The following is a 20641-nucleotide window of genomic DNA, read 5'->3' on the forward strand; positions in this document are numbered from 1 at the left end:
TCTCCATCTCCCACCCTTACTCCGGGTGCAGTGTAAGCAGGCACGGGTAGGGGCAAAACGCCTTGACAAACGCGGATTTTCCTCCGTACCATTCCGCCGCTCGCCGGGATTATCTTTGTAAAAACACTGAACTTTTTCGACTTCGCCTACTCGGTCTCGCCTCGCTCTCACCTCGATTTCGCGTCGGTTACCACGCAGTCACCGCGCATCTCACCCTGACTCCACGCGCTCCTGGCATGGCTTTGGGCGCATCGCGCGGTGCGGGTTCTTTGAGGCGATCTCTTATTCTCCGCTCTCCGCTCTCGACTCTTCCCGCCCCGGCACGCTTCATCACTTCTTCTTTTGCAGCAACCCGCAGTACCCCGCGTCACCCCCAGGCGCGTCGCTCACCAACGATTTTCGAGCGGCCGCTTCTCACCTCACCAAGGCGAGGAATAATCGGATGCGTCACTCTCTCCTGCGCAAGCTCTTCATTGCGTCCGCTACTACCGCTCTGGCGCTTGCAGTTGCGAGCAGCCCCGCGCTCGCCCAGAAGCGCGGCGGTGGCAAGGCCCCGGCCGGCGCGACCCAAAAGGGCGGCGGCAAAGGCGGCAACAAAGGCGGAGCGCAGCAGGGCGGCGCCGCTCATGGTGGCGACCAGGCAATCGAGCTCGATGACGCTCAGCCCGCGCAGGGCGGTGCGACGCACGCCGCGGACTCCGGTCCCCCGCCCGTCGCCGGTCAGATGACGGAGCAGGCCGCGCAGGCCAAGCGCCTCTTCGACGGCGAGAAGTGGGGCGACGCCGCGCTTGCTCTCTACCGCGTCTACAAGGGCGAAACGGGCGACGACGAAGGCAACAAGCAGCTCGCGCAGTACCACCTCGCGATCTCGCTCTACCGCCTCAAGTTCTACCAAGGCGCCTACGGCATCTTCAGCGAGATCGCCGACAAGCCGAACCACCTCAAGTTCAACGAAACGCTCCTCTGGCTCGCGAAGCTCGCGACCGACCTCCCGGAGCCCGCCGACATCGTCGAGCGCGTCGGTAAGTACAACGACGAGCAGATCTCGAAGTTCAACAACCAGAACCAGCGCGAGCTCTTCTGGCAGCTGAACTACCTGCTCGGCCGCTACAAGTACCGCAACCGCCAGTACGAAGACGCGCTCCGCCTCTTCGGCAAGGTCGACCGCCAGTCGAAGTACTACATCAAGGGTCAGTTCTTCTCCGGCATCTCGAACGTCCAGCTCCGCAAATCCGTTCCCGCGGTGAAGTCGTTCCAGCGTGTCGTCGGCGCGATCGACGAAGGCGGCGTGGAGATCGAGGACGAGGATCGTATGCGCGACCTCGCCTTCATCTCGATGGCGCGCACGTACTACTCGGCGTCGGTCCGCCTCGACGAGAACAACGCCCCGACGATCCAGTCGGACAAGCTCTCGGCCGCCGTCAAGTACTGGAACAAGGTCGACCAGGGCAGCGAGTACTGGCTCGACTCGCTCTTCGAGGAGTCGTGGGCCTACTTCATGGCCGGCGACTACGCCCACGCGCTCGGCAACATCCACACGATCGACTCGCCGTACTTCCCGAACTCGTACTACCCCGAAGGCGAGATTCTGAAGGCGGTCATCTACTTCTCGAACTGCCAGTACGACGACGCGGAAACGATCGTCGCCAAGTTCCAGGCGAAGTACCAGCCGATCTACGACGACCTCAACAAGGTCCTCAATCGCTTCAAGGGCGACGAAGCCGACGAGCCCTTCTACAAGTTCCTCAAGGACGTTCGTGACGGCAAGGCGGACCTTCCGCCGCGCATCAAGAAGGTCGTCGAGAACGCCCTCAGCGATCGCCAGCTGCTCCGCCACCTGCAATACGTGCAGGTTCTCGACGACGAGCAGAAGCGCTTTACGAAGGCGCCGGCGAGCTTCCGTGAATCGGCGCTCGGCAACGACACGAAGGACGCGATGCAGCTCGCTCGCGACATCGCTGTTCGTAACGCCGGCCAGCTCGCCCGTGAGCGCTACCAGCGCAACCTCGACGAGCTCAACGAGCACCTCCGTGACAGCGCGAAGATCATCATCGACGTCACGGCGGCGAAGCGCGGTCAGCTCGAGCAGAGCATCGCGGGTTCTCAGGTCTCGCGCTCGGAGTCGGAGCGCAACATTGTCAAGCCTGACGAGGAGCACGTCATCTGGCCGTTCGACGGCGAGTACTGGCGCGATGAGCTCGGGTTCTACAGGCAGACCATCACCTCGAAGTGCGGGAGGTAGTTCGGATGAGTGGATCGAAGAAGACCGGGCGTGAGTCCGCGCGACTCATGATGCGCGGGCTTGTCATGCGCCGGCGAACGACGCGACTTTTGCAAGGGCTCGTGCTCACGGCGGGTGTCTCCGCCGCGGGCGTCGCATCTGCGCAGGGTGTCTGCATCGATGACAAAGCGAAGCAGACCCTCAGCGCTTGCGGCGGCAACGGCCCCAAGGAATTCGATGTTGGCAAGCACGGCAAAGCGCCGGTCGTGAACTTCCACTCAGCTCCGCCCCCGGCGGACCTGAAGAAGCGCGATCAGCAGACGAAGCCGAACATGCCGACGATGACGGATGCTCCGCGCGACGAGCGCAAGAGCCGTCTCCAGGCACGTCAGCGCGCTCTGCTCGTGACCGAGATCCAGCAGACCGAACGACTCTTCGAAACGACGAAGAAGAACGCGCCCGACCGTCCCCAGCTCGCTCGCCGCCTCGCGGAAGAGTACGTCGAGCTCGAGGCCGCGGCCTTCCGTGACAAGACGGAAGCCGAGATCAAGCGCGACGAGGCCAAGAAGAAGGATCCGAAGGCGGCCGGTCAGTTCCAGACGAACGCGAACCAGGCCGAAGCGGTCCTCAAGGCTGCTCGTAAGAAGGCGATCGACTACTACAGCACGATCGTCACGGACTACCCGACGTACCAGGCCCTCGACGAGGTCCTGTACTACCTCGCGTACGAGTACGAGCAGGCGAGCGATCTCAAGAACGCGCGCAGCGTCTACTACGACCTCATCAAGAAGCGCCCGGACTCGAAGTACATCCCGAACGCGTACCTCGCGTTCGGCGAGCTCTTCTTCAACGAGGCGCAGGGCGATCCGTCCAAGTGGGACCTCGCCGCGCAGGCCTACGCGGAAGTCATCAAGTACCCGCCGCCGAACAACAAGGTCTACGGCTACGCCTGGTACAAGCTCGCGTACGTCTACTGGAACAAGGGCGAGCTCGATAAGGCGCTCAACGGTTTCAAGAAGACCATCGAGTTCGGCACCGTTCACACGCAGCTTCCTGGAGCGTCGAAGCTCGCGGACAGCGCGCGTCGTGACGTGATCCCGGTCTACGCGCTCAAGGGCGACCCGGCTCAGGCCTACAACTTCTTGCACAACATCTCGGGCGACGCTGCGGGGTCGAACGACAAGACGTTCAAGATGATGGACGATCTGGGTAACAACTACCTGGATACGGGCCACTACCCCGAGGCGATCCAGCTCTTCCGCGACCTCATCGTTCGCGACAAGTCGGGCCGCCACTGCGTGTACCAGGCGCACATCACCGAAGCGACCATGGCGATGAAGGGCGGCAACAAGGACGCCATCGTCAAGGAAGTCGACAACCAGGTGAAGGTCGCCAACGAGTTCAAGAACGGCTCGTTCTCGGCGGAGCAGAAGCAGGAGTGCGCGAACAAGAGCGCCGCTCTCGCGACTGAAACGGCGATGGCGTGGCACCTCGAAGCCGTTGGCTCGTCGGGCCAGCGCGGTACGGGCGACCTCAAGACGATGGCGCTCGCCGCCACGCTCTACAAGAAGGTCGTCGACACCTGGAACGCGCAGGAATTCTCGACGTTCCAGTTCCCCCGCGTCGTGAAGGAAGACTGGCCGACGATCTACAAGATCAAGTACGCGATGGCCGACCTTCTGTACTTCCAGAAGGACTGGGCGAAGTGCGGTCCGGCGTTCGACTCCGTCGTCGCCGAGAACCCGCAGGCCGCCGAGGCCGCGGAAGCCGCGTACGCGTCGGTGCTCTGCTACCAGAACATCTACGACGAGACGCACAAGGACGGCTCCGCGAAGAAGGGCGCCGGCAACCTTCCTGGCCAGAAGAAGGACGACAAGTCCGCCAAGAAGGGCGCTGCCGACGACACCGAGAAGCTCAAGCCGAAGGAGATGTCCGAGAACCAGAAGGGCATGGTTCAGGCCTTCAATCGGTACATCTGCTACATCAAGCCTGGCGCGAACGACACCGCGGGCCAGGAGCAGCTCGTCGAAGTGAAGTACGCCCGCGCGCGTACCTACTTCGAGTCGCAGCACTGGGAAGAGGCGGCGGTCGGGTTCCGCGACATCGCGATGAACAACTCCGATCGCGACGTCGGTATCTACGCCGCGCAGCTCTACCTCGAGAGCGTCAACGTTCTCGGGTCGAACTTCCAGAAGACCTCCTGCTTCGACGACATGGGGCAGGACGTTCCGGAGTTCATCAAGCTCTACTGCCAGGGCGACAAGGCGACGAAGAACGCCGAGCAGTGCACCACGCTCAACAAGATCCAGGTCGACATCCTTCGCTTGAAGGCGCAGAAGCTCGTCGAGCGCGCGGACAAGGAAGGCGGCAAGGAAGGCCTCGCTCTCTACGAGTCGGGCGGCGCGGCGTACTTCGAGATGTTCCGCAAGTACTGCCAGGATCCGGTCGCGAACAAGCAGGCCCCCAGGCCGAGCGTTGCGACGAAATCGCGTACAACGCGGCCCGCGCCTTCCAGGCGGCCCGCCTCGTCGCGAAGGCGATCACGGTTCGCCGTTCGCTCCTCGCGTTCGACGCCGACCAGAAGCTGAACTCGCCGCTCGCCAAGAAGGCGACCTACGAGATCGGCGGTAACTACCAGGCGATCGCGGTCTACGACCTCGCCGCTGACTGGTACGAGCGTTACCAGAAGGCCGACCCCAAGGCCGAAAAGGCCGACCAGGCCCTCTCGGACGCCGTCATTCTCCGCCTCGGCCTCGGCCAGGAGGAGCAGGCGATCGAAGACGCGCGCGTCTTCACGAAGAGCTACGGCACGAGCAAGCCGGCGCAGACTGCGTCGATCGCCTTCGCCGTCGGCGCGCACTACGCGGACAAGGAAGACTGGGAGAAGGCCAAGACGGCGCTCGTCGGCTCGATGCACGTCATCGACCGCGCGGCTCCGGACGTTCAGGTCCAGGCCCACGCGACCCTCGCCCGCGTCTACACGAAGATGAAGAACAGCGACAACCTCGCGAAGGCCGAGTACGCGCGTGTTCGTGGCTTCTGGAACGACCCGGCGGCTGCCGAGGCGAAGATCAAGGGCGCGTACCCGGGCGAGGATGCCGGCGCGACGGATCGCCGTCTCGCGAAGGCTCTCAACGCCGTCGGCGAAGCGTTCTTCTACGCGGCCGAGGAGAAGCGCAAGGCCGAGGTCGAGCCGGTGCGATTCCCGGCGTACACCGGACCGGGCGACAAGGACACCGTCCTCAAGCACATCAACGGTCGGGTCAAGGATTGGTACACGAAGAAGAAGGCCGCGATCGAGAAGGTCGAGCCCGAGTACATCAAGATCCTCGATCTGAAGCCCGTCCCCCCGCCGAAGTGGGTCATCGCCGCCGGTTCGCGCAGCGGTCTCATGTGGGGTGACCTCGTCGACGACTTCCGCCGCGCTCCGATCCCGGAGGCCTGGAAGAAGGACGCGGAGCTCCGCGGCGTGTACTACGACGCTCTCGACCGCGCGAGCGAGCCCTTCAAGGTCAGCAACGCAAAGCCGGCTCTCAAGAAGTGCCTCGACCTGTCGGTCAAGTACCAGTACTTCGACGAGTACTCGCGTAACTGCGAGGTCTGGCTCGCGAAGAACTACAAATCCGAATACCACGTCGTCGACGAGCTCCGTGGAGCGCCCACGCTCTCCAACAGCGGTCTCGACGAGAAGGCGCCCCCGATCCTCACGGACGGCACGTTCTGGCACCCGCCGGCAGCGGCCCCCGAGAAGACCGTCGTGTCGAGCGACGAATCGTCGAGCGGCAAGAAGGACGACTCGGCCAAGCCCGCGGGCAAGGCTGCGGGTAACGGTGGTGGCGCTGCCAAGGGTGGTGGCAAGCCGCTCCCCGGGAAGAAGAAGTGAGGGAGGACAGAACCATGAAGCGCATCACAGGACTTCTCGTTGCTGGTCTCCTCGCGACCGTCACCGCTGCTTGCGGCGGTGGCGGCGGTGAGACGGCCCCTGCGAAGACGCCCGCTGCCGCTGGTAAGGGCGGCGGGGACGGCCTCGCGACCCAACCGACGGACGTGAAGAAGGACGCGCAAGCGAAGTTCAACGCGGCCATCGACTCCTTCGTCGAGCACGACAAGGCGAACGACTGGAACGACGCGAACTGCGCAGCGGTCGCGAAGCTCTTCGAAGACGCCGTCTCGTCTCAAGGCGGCAAGTTCGCCCAGGCGACGTTCAACGCTGGTCTCTCGTTCCAGCGTTGCAACGACGACAAGAACGCCAAGGCTCGCTTCGAGCAGGCGCTCAAGGACGACCCCAAGTTCCACAACGCTCGCGCCCAGCTTGCGCTCTACCAGTACAAGCAGGACTCGAACGAGGACGCGGCGATCGGCGCCATGCAGCAGGCCGTCATCGACGCGCAGTTCCAGAACGTTCCCGCCCTCGTCAACCTGGCGATGTTCCAGATGCAGCGCGACAGCGATGCGTCCGGTCAGGGCTGCAAGAACGACATGGACTGCGCGAAGCTGAACCTCCAGCGTGCGCTCGCCATCGACGACGCCTACATGCCGGCGTTCAACCAGCTCGCCCTCTACTACTTCCAGCTCGCGAAGAAGCGCGCGGGTGCGGTGAAGTCGACGGCGAAGGGCTCGCGTGGTCGCCAGATCACGACGAACGCGGCGATGGCCAAGCGCGCCGACGGTCAGCAGCTCGAGCTTGCGGCCCTCGTCTGCTCGCAGGCGATCCGCAAGAACCCGAACTACGCCCCGATCCACAACACCTCCGGTCTCATCCAGAATGAGCTCGGTCAGGTGAACGGCGCGGTCAGCTCGTTCGCGACGGCTGCGAAGCTCGATCCGAAGTTCTTCGAGGCGCAGATGAACTACGCCGCGGTCAACCTCGGATTCCGCGGCTTCGAGCAGGCGCAGGGCGCGTACACCAAGGCGCTGCAGATGCGCCCGAACGACTACGACGCTCACCTCGGTATGGCGCTCGCGCTCCGCGGCCCGATCACCGGCTCCGAAGCCGACTACGACGCACGCGTCTCGGCCGTCCAGGCCGAGCTCGATGCGGCGAAGAAGATCGACGCGAACCGCCCGGACGCCTACTACAACGAAGGCATTCTCACGATGGAGTTCAAGGCGAAGGCCGGTGGACCCAAGGAGAAGACCATCGCATCGCTCCAGTCTGCCAAGTCGATCTTCCAGGCGTTCCTGGACAAGGCCGCAGGCAAGCCCGAGTACGACGGCGCCGTTCGTCGTGTGAAGGGTGACGGTACGGACAAGGATCGCGGTCGCCTCGGCGACATCGACGACACCATCCAGTTCCTCAATCTGTGAGCCAGGAGGCCCCGGGCGCCGCGTGCGTCCGGGGCTTTTCCTTTTTCGTTGGCGCTCGTTGGCGCTCCTCGGATTTCCAAGGGTTCAAGAAAATCTCCGAATTCTCGCGCGGGCCGGGAACCTCGAGCCCCGAGACGTTGTCAGGACACAAGAACCCGATGTGCCGGGCTAAACAGCCGGCCAATGTTTCTCATGACCCGCCGCGATCGTTGCGATCTCCGCAGCTCGTTTCGTGTGGGCGGTTTTGGATCGTGAAAGGGCGGGTTTGACCGCGAATTGAGAGGGGAGGGAACGAAAGCCAAAATTCCGCGTCTCACCTGACCGGACCGGCTCGTTCGCCTTGCTGTTCGAGCCCGAGGGCAGTACAATGATACTGTAATTCGGGCGCAAAATTCTTGGGAAATTGGAATAGTTACAGTTAGCGACCCTTCATCAGCTAACGTCCCCCCACCAAAGAACGAAAGAGCGCGCGCGAGACACGCGGGAAGGCCCGCGAAACAGCGCGAACTCGAAGCGAATCTCGAATACGGAGCGGATCATGAAGACGAAGCGGGTTCTGTTCGGGTTGATCGCGGCAGCGTTTGTTCTCTCGGCAACTTCTTCTGTCTTCGCTCAGGGCGCCGGCGGCGCAGCGGGCGCGAAGCCCGCAGCGGGCGGCGGCAAGGACGAAGGTTACGGTTACGAATTCTCGGACGATCCGCTCGCGGCCGGTGGCTTCGGCCCCAGTGACGCCACGATCCGCGTCCGCCCCGGGCCGGTTCGCACGACCCTGATCCGTCCGCGCACGTCGTTCGTGCCCGAGATGCTCAAGTCGGTCGAGAACCTCTAGTTTCGGACGCCCGCTCGCTCGAGCGGGCTTCATCACCGAGTGTCCAAGCGCCCTCGGTCGCGTCTCCCGAGTTCTTCGAGATACGCATTCAGTTTCTGACGCGCGGCAAGCAGTACCCGTTTCGAAAGGTCTAGGCGATGGAAGGCAAGGCAAAGGTCGCGTTGACGTTCGCGCTCTACCAGGGCGAACAGCTCGTGCGTCGAGACACGATCGCTCAGGACATCGTGAAGGTCGGAAAGGATCCGCGGAGCCATCTCCGCGTCGACGACGACCTCGCGTCGCGCATGCACGCCGTCATCGAAGTGGCCGGCCCGAACGACATCACGCTGATCGACCTCGGAAACGAGCCGGGTACGCTCGTCAACGGCCAGCGCGTCAACAAGTGCAAGGTTCGCCCGGGCGATCAGATCCAGATCGGCTCGACGACCATTCACCTCGAGAGCGCCGAGCTCGCGGGTGCGGGCGCGCCGGCGGCTGCTTCGTCCGGTCGTGCGGACGACGCGCTCCTCGCTGACAACACCGCGGTCGGTGGGCAGGGCGCGGCCACCTCGCTCGGCCTCGGCCCGGCGGCTGCGGCGAACCCCTTCGCGCCCGCGGCGCCTCCGAGTGCTCCCCCCGCGGCGAACCCGTTTGCGGCGTCGCCCGCGGCGAACCCGTTTGCATCGGCGAACCCGTTCGCGCCGGCCAATCCCTTCGTCGCTTCGGCGGCCGATCAGGCCTACGGCGGCTACGGCATCAACGCGCCGGGCGGCAGCGATTTCGACCCGAACCAGCCCTACACCTTCTCGATGGTGAAGAGCGGCCCCGACGTCCACCCGGACGAGGTCGAAAGCCACGCTGCCGCCATCGAAGTGCTCGTGAAGTGGGACCAGAACACCCTTCACGTCTCGCACTCGAGCCCGCCGAAGAGCTTTTTCGTCGGTGAGGAGCAGGTCGGCTGCGATTACTTCGTGCCGAGCGAGGTCCTCGGTACCACGCGTGCGCCGGTCGTCGTTGCTCGCGGCGTCAGCGCGGCGCTCGTCATGTTCCCGCGCTCGACCGGCACGGTCGAGATCCCGGGTCAGGGCACCGTCACGTTCCAGGACCTCATCTCGTCGGGCCGCGCGCGTCCCTCGAGCGAGCTCTCGGGCGCCCACGAGTTCGAGCTCCCGAACGGCGCCAAGGCGCACATGGAGATCGAGGGCTCCGGCCTCGTCTTCGAGGTGAGCGCGGTCAACGCGGGCAAGGCTCCGCCGGTCGGTGCGTTCTCGAGCTTCGAGCCCGCCGCCTACGTGTTCATCGGCCTCTCGTTCCTCCTCCACATCGGCATCGTCGCCTCGATGGCGTTCTTCATGCCGAAGATGGACGGCGACGACAGCGAGGCGATCGACCGCGATCAGCTCCTTCTCATGCAGAAGATGCTGAACGCCGCCGCCGAGCGCGAGCAGGAAGAGAAGCCGACCGAGCAGGTTTCCGACGCGAACGCCGACCAGAAGGAAGGCGGCACGGGTACCCGCGCGAAGGGCGAAGAAGGCTCGATGGGTAACCCGAACACGAGCGCGACGAACAAGCGCTACGGCGTTCAGGGCCCGGCGGACAACCCCGACCCGCACCTCGCGCGTCAGGCTGCGCTCAAGGAAGCGCAGGAATTCGGCATGATCGGCCTCATCAACGTCGGCGCGGGCGGTGACCCGAACGCTCCGACGGCGCCCTGGGGTCGTGAGGAGTCGAGCGGTAACGACCCGCTCAGCGCCCGCGGCAACATGTGGGGCGACGCCATCGGCGACGCGTTCGGCGCCGGCGGTCTCGGTCTCTCGGGCGTTGGTGAAGGCGGTGGTGGTCGAGGCGAAGGCATCGGCCTCGGCAACATCGGTACGCTCGGCCACGGCGCCGGCACCGGTACGGGCCAAGGCTTCGGTAACGGCCACGGCCGCCTCGGTGGCGCCCACGCCACCAAGGCTCCTTCGATGCGCCAGGGCGCGACCCAGGTCAACGGTCGCCTCCCGCCGGAGGTCATCCAGCGTATCGTTCGCCAGAACTTCGGTCGTTTCCGTCTCTGCTACGAGAACGGCCTTCGCACGAACCCGAACCTCTCGGGCCGCGTCTCGGTGAAGTTCGTCATCGACCGCTCGGGCGCCGTCTCCACCGCACAGGACGGTGGCTCGGACCTCCCGGATCAGGGCGTCGTTTCGTGCGTCGTCCGCGGCTTCGGAAACCTCTCGTTCCCGCAGCCCGAAGGCGGCATCGTCACCGTCGTCTACCCCATCATCTTCAACCCCGGGGATTGAGGGACGATACCTCGCGTCTTCGGCGCCAGCTCGCCGCTCGCGTGTTCGCCGTACTTCAGTACGGCTGCGCGGGACGAGCGACGAGCGGACACCGAATCCGCTTCGGTCCCGCCCCTCAATCGGCGGGATCGCGATGAGAAGAAGGCCGTGCAGGTTTGCCTGTGCGGCCTTCGCGTTTAAGCGCGCGCGAACTGCCTCGGTCGCAGTGGACGTGTGGGCTTACGGTTGTCCGCCGGCGCGCGAACGATCCGCCGTCAGCGGTGGGTGTAGAGTGCATGTGACATGAACGGTGCCTATTTTCTAGGCACTTCGTCGTGCGCTCATGCTCGAGGCGCAGGGCTGCGCAGCGACAGACACGCGGTACCGAAGGGCGCGACCAAAATGTGCTCGAGCATGGCGGAGCGCTCGTCAGGATCGGATCGCGCTCGGTAGAACCTTCTCCATGCGAAGCAACGTTCTCACCTCGGTCCTTGCCCTCACGCTCTTCAGCGTCCTTGGGTGCAACGGTAACGAGGCCGCCGCTACCCCGAGTTCGAGCGCCCTGGCGACCGAGCCCGTGGGTGATCCGAACCAGCCTGCTCCGCCGGCGACGGGCGACGAGACCACCCCGCCAACCCGGAGACGACGCCTCCCGAGACCACGCCCGGCGATGGCGCCGACGGTGGCGTCGACAGCGGGACGGACGCCGACGGTGGTGACGGCACGGCGGACAACGATGCGGGGAAGACGCCGCCCGCCGACGACGGCGATGGCGCGGGCCCCGCTCCTTCGGGGACGTGCAGCATCTCCAAGGGCAGCGACGGCTTCTTCGTCCGCAATTCGGGCAAGGGCGAGTACGTCGCGTACGTGCCGGCGAGCTACGACCGGACCAAGCCGATGCGACTCGTCGTCGGTCTCCACGGTTGCGGCGACAGCGCGAAGAACTTCGCGACGTGGGGCGTGAATCCGTACGACGGTCGCGCCACGCAGCAGCACATCGGCATCTCGATCGACGGCGCGAGTGGTGGCAGCAGCTGCTGGAACATCGGTGGCGACGACGACAAGGTCCTCGCGGCCGTCGACGACATCTCCAAGTGCTTCTGGGTTCACCAGAAGAAGGTCACCGTCATCGGATACTCGTCGGGCGGCCAGCTTGCGTACCGCGTCGGTCTCAAGAACGCGTCGCGCTTTGCCGGAATCTTGATCGAGAACTCTGGCCTCTACGCCGCGGACAGCAATCCCGACTCGCTCCTCGCGAACGCGAGCAGGAAGATCCCGATCGCGCACCGCGCGCACCAGAACGACAGCGTCTTCGCTCTCTCGCGGGTGCAGGCGGACTGGAACAAGATCAAGGCCGCGGGCTTCCCTCTCACGAGCGACGTCGTCGCGGGTGACCACAGCGGAAGCAGCGCGGACTGGCTCTACCTCCTCCCGCTCTCCGCCGACTGGAAGGCTCCCTGACCAGAGACGGAAGGCTCGTCCTCGACGAGCAATGACCAGAGGTCGCTGGGCTTCGCTGGGCGGCTGAATTCGATGCGCCGGATGTGAGAGTCGCGAGCTCTCGCATCCGGCGTTCGTCTTGCTGAGGGCACCGCGCCCCGGAGTGCGATAAGCTCAACGAGCCGACTCGGCGATCGGAACCCTCCGTGGCGCGCCTCCTCCGCACGATACTCGTTGGCTTGGTACTGCCCGTCGTTGCGTCGTGCGCGGCGGTCATCGGGTTCGATACCGATCGCGCGCTGCGTGACGCAGGCACGAATGGGGACGAGCGCGATGACGTCATGGCCGAGGGCGGGACACCCGATGCCGAAGCGGACGCGGGCGGGGCACCGAGCGTCGATCGAAGGTGGTCTAGCTGGGGAATCAGCGGGGCGTCCTTTCCCTCCAACTACGCCGATTACGGCTCGGACGTGACCGACGCCATCTTCGATACCGAGACGGGGCTCGGTTGGCCGGTTGCCCCGGCGCCCGATCCCGTTGCATGGAGCGACGCTCCGCAGGTCTGCGTGGAGCTTCGAGCCGGTGGCTTCGCGGACTGGCGCTTGCCGACGCGCATCGAGCAGCTCTCGATCGTCCAGTACGGTCTCTACCCGACGGCGAGCGCTCGTTTCCAGACGCCCAGCGACGCTTTCTGGACGGCGTCGCCCTACGCGGACGACACGTCGAGCGCGTGGGCGGTCAACTTCGATATGGGCACGGTGCAGGAGCGCCCGAAGTTCGAGTTGCATCACGTGCGCTGCGTGCGCGGAGGACGAAACGATACGAACGGGCCGTCGGAACGTTTTTCGCGCGGAGTCGGAACGGTGTTCGACAGCGTGACGAACCTGATGTGGCAAGCCGATACTGTTTCGGCGCGCACGTTCCTCGATGCGCGGACCTACTGCTCGCGATTGCTCATCAACAACAAGAATGGGTTCCGGGTTCCTCTCATGCACGAGCTGCAGACGCTCGTCGACGAGCGCCGCGCATCGCCGGCCCTCACACCGCTTTTCGGCACGACCGGAGGCACCGAGATCTGGTCGATGACGAACATGAACAACGATCCCAGTACGATGTTGGTCATGAACTTCCAGGACGGCCGCAACGAGCTCGTCGCCCAGAGCAAGACCGCGTCCGTCCTCTGCGTTCAGTAGGCGAGCGTATCGACCTCGCGGCACGAACGGATGACTTCGAGAGTGCTCTGCGCCCGTTCGTCGCGGTGGACCTAGGTTCATGGGTGGAGTCCGCGCGGCTCGCATGGGAGACTCGCGCGCATGACCAGAATCCAAGTCCAGGCAAAAGACGGTCTCTGCCCCTGCTACGTGTACCGTCCAAGCGGTGCCGGACCTTGGCCCGCTGTCCTCGTCTTCATGGATGGTGTCGGCATTCGTCCTGCGATGCTCGAGGTCGGCGAGCGCCTCGCAACGTACGGCTACTTCGTGCTCCTCCCGGACTACTTCTATCGCTCGGGTCCCTACGAGCCGATGGACCCGCACACCGTCTTCGCCGATCCCGAGAAGCGCAAAGTGCTCATGGAGAAGTTCTTCGCGCGGGCGACGCCGGCGAACGTCATGGCGGACGTCGGTTACTTCCTCGATTGGCTCGCTGCGCAGCCGGACGTGAAGCCGGGGCGGATTGGAACGACCGGCTACTGCTTGGGGGGACTCATGTCACTGACGGCCGCGGGCACCTATCCGGATCGCATCGCGGCCACGGCCTCGTATCACGGAGGCCGCCTCGCCAGCGACGCGCCGGATAGTCCGCACCTCCTCGCGCCGAAGATGAAATCTCGCGTGTACGTCGCGGGCGCGATCGAAGACGGCTCTTTTCCCGACGAGATGAAGGCGCGCCTCGAGGACGCGCTCACCAAGGCGGGGGTCGAACACACGATCGAGACGTATCCGGCGAAGCACGGTTGGGTGTTCCGCGATGCGCCGGTCCACGACGAGGCCGCGACGGAGCGGCATTGGAAGACGCTCGTGTCTTTGCTCGACACGACGTTGAAGGGTTGAGAGGTCGGCGTCCTCGTAGCGCTCGTTCGCAATCGGTCTCCCTCCCGTTGGTTTCGCAGGAGGGAGCGCCGAGCTCAGTGGGTGATCTGGATGCAGCCGAGGACGACGTCGAGCTTCGCTTCGAGCGTGCCGGCACGAATGTCCTCGCAGGACGCGGGGCAGAGAACGATCCGTTGGGGGTTGGCCGGATCGTCGTAATAGAAGCCACCGGTCGTTGCCCCGCAGTCGTCCAAGCCGTCGACCCGTCGGAACGTCTGCGGCGGATCGTTGACGCCGGGGGTGAAGTCGATCGTGACCGAGTCGGGATCGAGCACGCCCTTCGAGGGTTGAACGCTCGGAAGCACGTATTCGCATCCCAACGCGTTGCTCCGAATCTTCTGGAGTGCGTCGAGCAGCTGCTGTTGCGCCGTGACGCCGGCGTCGGTCGCCACCGCACTCGCGTTGAACGCCGTCGCTGCTCCCTCACCCGCAACCGCGATCTTGTCGAGGTTCGTGAAGGTGGCGCCATCCATGCCTACGACGAACGTGCGGATCTTCGGGCTGCCTTTCGCGCCGGTTTGCGCAATCGTGGTCACGTTCGAGACCGTGTCGCCCGTGCACGCGCCAGGGTCGCCGTCGGTCACGAGGATGATCACGCCCTCCTCGTTCGCGTTCTGCGAGAGGTACGCCTTCATGGCGTCGATGCCGCCCTGAAGACCGCCGGACATCGGGGTCGAGCCGGTCGTGCTTCGCGCGAGGAGCGCATTCTTGATGGGTATGGCGTTGGCGGGGAGAGCCGCGATCGGGACGATGGGGGCATACGAGGACGGAAGGCACTGGTCGCCGGCATTCGGGTCGGGCGGGAAGACCGTCAGCCCGAGCTTCGTATCGCTCATGCCGGGCGTGTCCGCGAACGCGATCATCGCGCGGCGTGCTTGATCCCATTTGGTGTTGCCGGCCGGGGAGCTCATCGAGCCGGAACGATCCATCACGAGCAACATGGCGAGAGGCACGGCCTCCGCCGCGAGCGTCTCCGTCAAGCACGGCGACAAGGCATCCGTCAGGGGGGCGGCGTCGCCCGTCGTGAGGCTCGGCGGGGGAGCTTCCGCCTCGGGTGTGTCGTCGAACGTGACGCGTTCGTCGTCGCTGCTTCCGCAGGCGAGGATGGCCGCCGAGGTCGTCGCTCCGAGCGCGAGCAGGAAGAACGCCGTTCGAAACGTCCGTGACGAAGGCGCGATAACCGAACGGAGAATCTTCATGGCGTCACCGTCACGTTGAGACGCGCCACTCCGGCCGAGCCGTTGTAGCCGTCGACGAAGAGGTAATAGGGGGTTCCGGCTTTGACGCCGCTGATGCTGATGTCTCGCGATGTCGTCGAGGCGTTCGGTTGGTCGTCGTCGCAGGCCTTCTCCGTGGTCGGATCGTTGCAACCCGTGCGCACGTAGAGGACCGGTTGATCGGTGATGCCGGTGAGCTTGGCCGTCAGCTTGCCGTCGATCGGCGGTACGACGACGACGACTCCGTCCTTGCTGCTTCCTCCGCAGCTTCCGGCGTAGTTGGCGACGAGGCCCGACGTGTCGATCGTGAGGACGCCGACCCGCGGTTCGGTTCCCGTGCCCGTGAGCGACATCGTGTAGCCAGGACACGTGTCGATGCCTGCGAGCGTCTCGACCGTGCAGGTGGGCGAACAGCCATCGCCGGTGACAAGGTTCCCGTCGTCACAGGACTCGGTTCCGGAGAGGAGGCCGTCGCCGCAGCCCGGCGGGCGCACGCGAACGAGCATGGTGAAGGGGCCGAACTCCGTGGCTGTCGTGCCGTCGACGATGAGGTCGTAGGTCTGGCCGGCCACGACCGAGAAGCTGATTTCTTCCAGCCCGTCGTCCGAGCTTGCATTGGCGCAGACGAGCGGAGCGGTTCCCGTCGTGGAGGTCGGGCACGTGGCTGCCGTGCGCGCTCCGAGCGAGACGTTGAAGCCCGCGACCGGAACGCTCGCGGTGACGACGCCGTCGATCGGCGCGACGATCTGGTAGATGGCGTCGCGGCCTGCGCTCGCGCATCCCGTGAACGTCTGATCATGGGTGAGGTTCGTCGTGCCCGACACCACCGTTGCCGAATACGTGCCATCGCCGACGGCAGCCAAGGCGATCGCCTCGGCGTTCGCGCACGTGTCATGGCCTGTGACCGCTTCGAGCTGACACGCGGCGCTGCAGCCATCGCCGTCGGCTTGGTTGCCGTCGTCGCAGGTTTCTCCGCCTTCGAGCTCGCCGTTGCCACACGTGCCCGGCGCGACCGACAGCCGTAGCTCGAACACACCTGCTGCGGCGGTGGCCTCGCCATCGACGACCACGTACACGGGCGTGTTCGCGAGGATGGGCGCGGTCAGTGTCTCGGCACCGTTTCCGTCGATGCTGCCGGCGCATGCGAGGTCGGTGAACGCGGCGGCGTCTGCATCGCACGCCGTTCGCACGTACACCATCGAGTCGAACGAGCCGCTGACCGTTGCGGTGAGCTTCCCCGAGATAGGGGAGGTGACGACGTAGACCGCGTCCTTCGCGGTATTGGCCGTCGAGCATCCACCCTGCGCCGTCTTGGGTTTGAGGTCCGCAGCAAGATTTGCCGTCGAACCCGTGACCACACCCGAATAGGTTCCACCGACATCGGCCGCGAGGGGCAGGGCGGCACCGGGGCAGTTGTCGGTTCCCGGGGGGACCGGCTCGAGCTTGCAATCGGCGCCGCAGCCATCGCCGGCCGTCGTGTTTCCGTCGTCACATTGCTCGGCGCCGTCGAGAACTTTGTTCCCGCACGTGGCCGGTGTGAGGGTGACGTCGAGCGCGTAGGCCCCGTTGTACGTCGAGGACGAGGAGTCGACGACGACGTAATGAGGAAGACCGGCGACGGCGGGTACGGTGATCTCGAGGACCTGCAGCGGGTCGGTCGCCTCCTTGCAATCGAGCTGCGTATCGGCGACGTCGCATTCGGTGCGAATGTGGAGCGTCGCGTTGTCGTAGCTCGCGACGAGCTTCGCCGTCAGCGATCCGTTGACGTCGGGCGTGATCGAATAAATCGTGTTGTAGCCGGCCCCGGTGCACAGGAGCGGCGACACGGTGTTCGACTTCAGACCCGTCGTCGTCCCGGCGAAGCTGACCTTCCGAGGGGCGGTTCCGGTGCCGCTGATGACGAAGCCTTGCCCGGGGCAATCGTCGAGGATGCCGCCGGCCTCGAACGTGCAATCCGCGGCGCAGCCGTCACCGGCGAGCGTGTTTCCGTCGTCGCAAACCTCGGGAGCTTCGGCGATGCCGTTTCCGCAGAACGCCGTGTCGACCTGGATGTCGAGCGTGAAGTCGCCGCTCGAGGCCGCGTATCCGTCGACGAAGAGATAGACGGGCTGGTTCTGCGAGACGGCGATTTTGATTTGTTCGCCGCCCTGGTTGCCCGCCGTGTCGTTGCAGCTCGCTTCCGTTTTCGCGTCGTCGCAGGTTCGTCGTGCGTAGAGGAGCGAGTCGAACACGCTCGTGAGCTTCGCGGTGAGGAGCCCCGTGACGTCCGAGGTGACGACGTACACGGCCTCCTTGCCGTTCCCGCCGCCACACGTCCCGGAGTACTGGCCGTAGGTCATGGCGGTCGTTCCCGTCACGCTGCCCTTGCGCGGATCGGCGCCGGTGCCGCTCAGCGAGATCGCGGTGCCGGGGCAGAGATCTGCAGGACCGGCCGATTCGACGGTGCATGTCGCGGAGCACCCATCACCTGACGCGTTGTTGCCGTCGTCACACTGCTCGCCTTTTCCGACGTGACCATCGCCACATTGCTCGTCGTCCGGGACCGGTTGTCCCGCGTCGGCATCCGGCTTCTCTGGCGGAGAGGTCGGCGTCGTGCCCCCTGCATCCGGCGTCGCCAGGGGCGTGTCAGGCGTGCCTGCATCCGGCGACGGTTCATCGTCGACGTTCGTCTGATTCGCCGCGCAAGCGAGCACGATGGCCGATACGACGCCTGCCAAAGGTAAGAGCTTCTTCATTCCAACACTCCCCGGAGCGAGGACGTGCACGATCGTTCCGTCGACGACGGCTCGACCACGCCCTGCGCTCAACGACAATCGACATGCTGCGACGAGCCCTGTCGCCGACGTCACCTGACGCCGACGGCTCATTGCAGTTGCCTCCGCCGTCTTGTCGTCGTGGCGACGCAGACGGGTCACGCAAAAGTCGAAATGAGTGAGAGCTGTATGTCCGATGAGCGGTCCGTGAGAGCGAACGAAACCATGTGCTTCGTCGACGAGTGGTGGTCCAACGAGTCACGGGTGGGGCCCGCCGCGCGTGCCGTCACCCCGAGTCAGAAGAGGAGGCGATGCATCATGCGTGGTCTCACGATCGATGCATCCGCAGGCGCGTGATCATGATTACGACGTGAGCACGGAGAGCCGTGACGAGCGCAGTTCGACGAAGCGTGCATCGCGCACTGCGACTCTCTCTCGAGAACGCGACGCTCGAAGCCGAGCGACCCGCGCGTGCGTCCTCTCACGGATGCTCGACACGCGGGTCGCCGTGTCCGGTCGGCTCGCGTGCGACTCGGAGACACGGAGGCCGTCAAGCGACCTCGCTCGGCCGACCGTCGGAGGTGCTCGCCCGTGGGCGAACCCCACCTGTCCCGCACCCCAACCATTCGACGAGGAGGGGGATGGCGGGAGCATGGGGGAGCACGGAGATCGGTCGCCGAGCCGAATTTCCCGGGGCGCCGAGGGCGATTCGTCCAGCGTCATGCGCTCATCGCCGCTCCGACTGGATAGCCCGGACCGTGGGGCGGACCGTAGCCAGGGGGAGACCGGGAGCAGGGCGAGAGAGGAGGCGGTCGGAGGCGCTTCGAAGACTCGATGCCTCAGTCTTTCCGCTTTGTAGACCCGCTTCGTTCACTTACACTCCCCGGCCGCCATGAAGAAGATCTCGTTCTTCGGATCCATGAATGTTGGCAAGGTTGGCGCGGTCGCGCTCGCCACCTCGATGTTTGTGTCGGCGCTCACCGCCGGCTGCAGCCGCAACAACATCGAAGCCGTCAACCTCGCCATCGAGGCTGACAAGTCGAAGGCCACCGACATCGACGGCGCCATCTCGAAGTACGAGCAGGCGACCAACCTCGATCCGTCGAACCACAAGATCCTCTGGAAGCTCGCGCTCGCCTACACGAAGAAGGAAGCGTGGGACAAGGTCGCGACGACCTGCGCGCGCGCCGAGAAGATCGCGCCCACCTACGGCAACTACTTCTTCCAGCACGGCATGGCGCTCGCGCGTCAGGCGGCGAAGGGCCCCACCAGCTGGGCCGATGCGAAGCAGCCGCTCGAAGAGGCGATCAAACTCGATCCCAACCTCGCCGACGCTCACTTCGAGCTCGCCGAAGTTCTTCTCCATCTCGACGACGAGAAGGGGGCGCTCGAGGAGTACACCAAGGCGATCAACACGAAGCCGGACGAGATGGCCTTCTACGGTCCGCTCGCCGACCTCTACATCCGCCTCAACTACGTCGACATGGCCGAGCAGGTTCTCACGCAGGGCATCGGCTTCGCGAAGGAAGGCGACAAGGCGCTCTTCGCGGTGCACTCGATCCTCGGCGACATCTACGATCGCAAGCATGACCTCACGAAGGCCGTGAGCGAGTACGAGTCCGCGAAGAAGGCGTGCGGCAACTGCCAGGAAGCTGGCCAGCAGATCGCGTTCTTCAATCTCGGCGCCGCTTACGCGAGCCTCTCGCCTCCGAAGAAGAGCGAGGCGATGTCGCAGCTCCAGTCCTTCCAGAAGATGATCTGCAAGGGCGCCGCCGCGCAGCGCTACGTCGATCAGTGCACGCAGGCGCAGCAGCTCGCGACCAAGCTTGGCGGCACGCTTCAGTAAGCGTTCCTCGTCGCTTCGATAAGCTCGCTCTTCGAGCGATCGCGAAGCGACGGGTTGTTTCGACGTCTCGGCGCGAGGGCCATCCGCTCGCGCCACGAACCTCTCTCTCGACGTTTCGAACCAAGGCGACGAAAGACCCATTGTTCACGCACCCAGCGTTGGGGCAGCTCGAGTACGAATCAACGCTAGGCCTCCATCCAGGCCATCCTGGTCGGCGGAGAGGCCACGTCTCGGGCAGCCCCATTCGCGTTCGTGTGTGCGTGACGCTCGCGAGGTTCGTGACGATCCAGCGGCGCCCGCGAGACGTCCTTCGGGACGACTGCGCGGGCTTTCGCATGTCGAGTCTCTGGGCGTATCGTTGCTCGCACGCTTCATCACCGAGTTGCGTGATGAGACGCTCCGGAGGCGCTGGCGGCACGCGCGCGCGTGTTCGTCTGCGAACGTCAACTCGATGCACTCGACGTGATCAGGGCAGGGCTGATCGCGTCGCGCCTCAAACACGCGCGCCTCAAAGACGCGCACCTCAAGCACGGCTGTTCGCTCGTTTGCAGTACTCTCTTTCGCAGCCAACCGTGACTGCTGCTCGCGACCGCCTTCGCGTCCACGTTGGTACGCGTTCGCGTACGCGAGTCACCTACACGGAGTCCAGTCCCCGCGAGCTCGCGGAGGCTGGACGCGAAATCGGCTGCCGC

Annotated in this window: 11 protein-coding genes; 9 read left to right on the forward strand and 2 right to left on the reverse strand. The window is 65.1% G+C overall.

From position 1 onward, the window contains the following. The first annotated feature begins 442 nt into the window (after positions 1-442). The 8 genes from AKJ09_RS30305 to AKJ09_RS30340 all read left to right on the forward strand — a co-directional run bounded on the left by AKJ09_RS30305 (position 443) and on the right by AKJ09_RS30340 (position 14094). Positions 443-2242 (forward strand): hypothetical protein, encoded by a 1800-nt coding sequence (locus AKJ09_RS30305; RefSeq protein WP_205633839.1) that lies wholly within the window; start codon positions 443-445, stop codon positions 2240-2242. Between the two features lie 5 nt (positions 2243-2247). Further along, positions 2248-4809: a tetratricopeptide repeat protein gene (locus AKJ09_RS30310; RefSeq protein ID WP_169927996.1), complete on the forward strand. Its 2562-nt coding sequence runs from the start codon at positions 2248-2250 to the stop codon at positions 4807-4809. 1309 nt (positions 4810-6118) lie between these two features. Then, complete coding sequence (locus tag AKJ09_RS30315) at positions 6119-7528, forward strand: tetratricopeptide repeat protein (RefSeq protein WP_146651351.1); 1410 nt, start codon at positions 6119-6121, stop codon at positions 7526-7528. Between the two features lie 538 nt (positions 7529-8066). Further along, positions 8067-8357, forward strand: a complete 291-nt coding sequence (locus AKJ09_RS30320; protein WP_146651352.1) for a hypothetical protein — start codon at positions 8067-8069, stop codon at positions 8355-8357. Positions 8358-8494: 137 nt separating this feature from the next. Next, positions 8495-10624: an AgmX/PglI C-terminal domain-containing protein gene (locus AKJ09_RS30325; protein ID WP_146651353.1), complete on the forward strand. Its 2130-nt coding sequence runs from the start codon at positions 8495-8497 to the stop codon at positions 10622-10624. A gap of 846 nt (positions 10625-11470) precedes the next feature. Then, positions 11471-12064, forward strand: coding sequence for an alpha/beta hydrolase family protein (locus tag AKJ09_RS30330; RefSeq protein ID WP_146651354.1), 594 nt, complete (start codon positions 11471-11473; stop codon positions 12062-12064). 185 nt (positions 12065-12249) lie between these two features. Continuing rightward, positions 12250-13236 (forward strand): Lcl C-terminal domain-containing protein, encoded by a 987-nt coding sequence (locus tag AKJ09_RS30335; protein ID WP_146651355.1) that lies wholly within the window; start codon positions 12250-12252, stop codon positions 13234-13236. Between the two features lie 120 nt (positions 13237-13356). Beyond that, positions 13357-14094 carry a dienelactone hydrolase family protein gene (locus AKJ09_RS30340; protein WP_146651356.1) on the forward strand — a complete coding sequence of 246 codons (738 nt, stop codon included), beginning with the start codon at positions 13357-13359 and terminating at the stop codon, positions 14092-14094. Positions 14095-14168: 74 nt separating this feature from the next. Here the strand turns inward: AKJ09_RS30340 and AKJ09_RS30345 are convergent, their stop codons facing one another. Next, positions 14169-15332: a VWA domain-containing protein gene (locus AKJ09_RS30345; RefSeq protein WP_146651357.1), complete on the reverse strand. Its 1164-nt coding sequence runs from the start codon at positions 15330-15332 to the stop codon at positions 14169-14171. Continuing rightward, positions 15329-18085 (reverse strand): DUF4215 domain-containing protein, encoded by a 2757-nt coding sequence (locus tag AKJ09_RS30350; RefSeq protein ID WP_240488636.1) that lies wholly within the window; start codon positions 18083-18085, stop codon positions 15329-15331. The genes AKJ09_RS30345 and AKJ09_RS30350 overlap by 4 nt, the downstream gene beginning before the upstream one ends. Positions 18086-18995: 910 nt before the next feature. Here AKJ09_RS30350 and AKJ09_RS30355 point away from each other — a divergent pair. Then, entirely contained in the window at positions 18996-19949 is a 954-nt protein-coding gene (locus AKJ09_RS30355; RefSeq protein WP_146651359.1) for a tetratricopeptide repeat protein, read from the forward strand. Positions 19950-20641: the final 692 nt, after the last annotated feature.

This window comes from Labilithrix luteola, from assembly GCF_001263205.1.
Lineage (GTDB): Bacteria > Myxococcota_A > Polyangia > Polyangiales > Polyangiaceae > Labilithrix > Labilithrix luteola.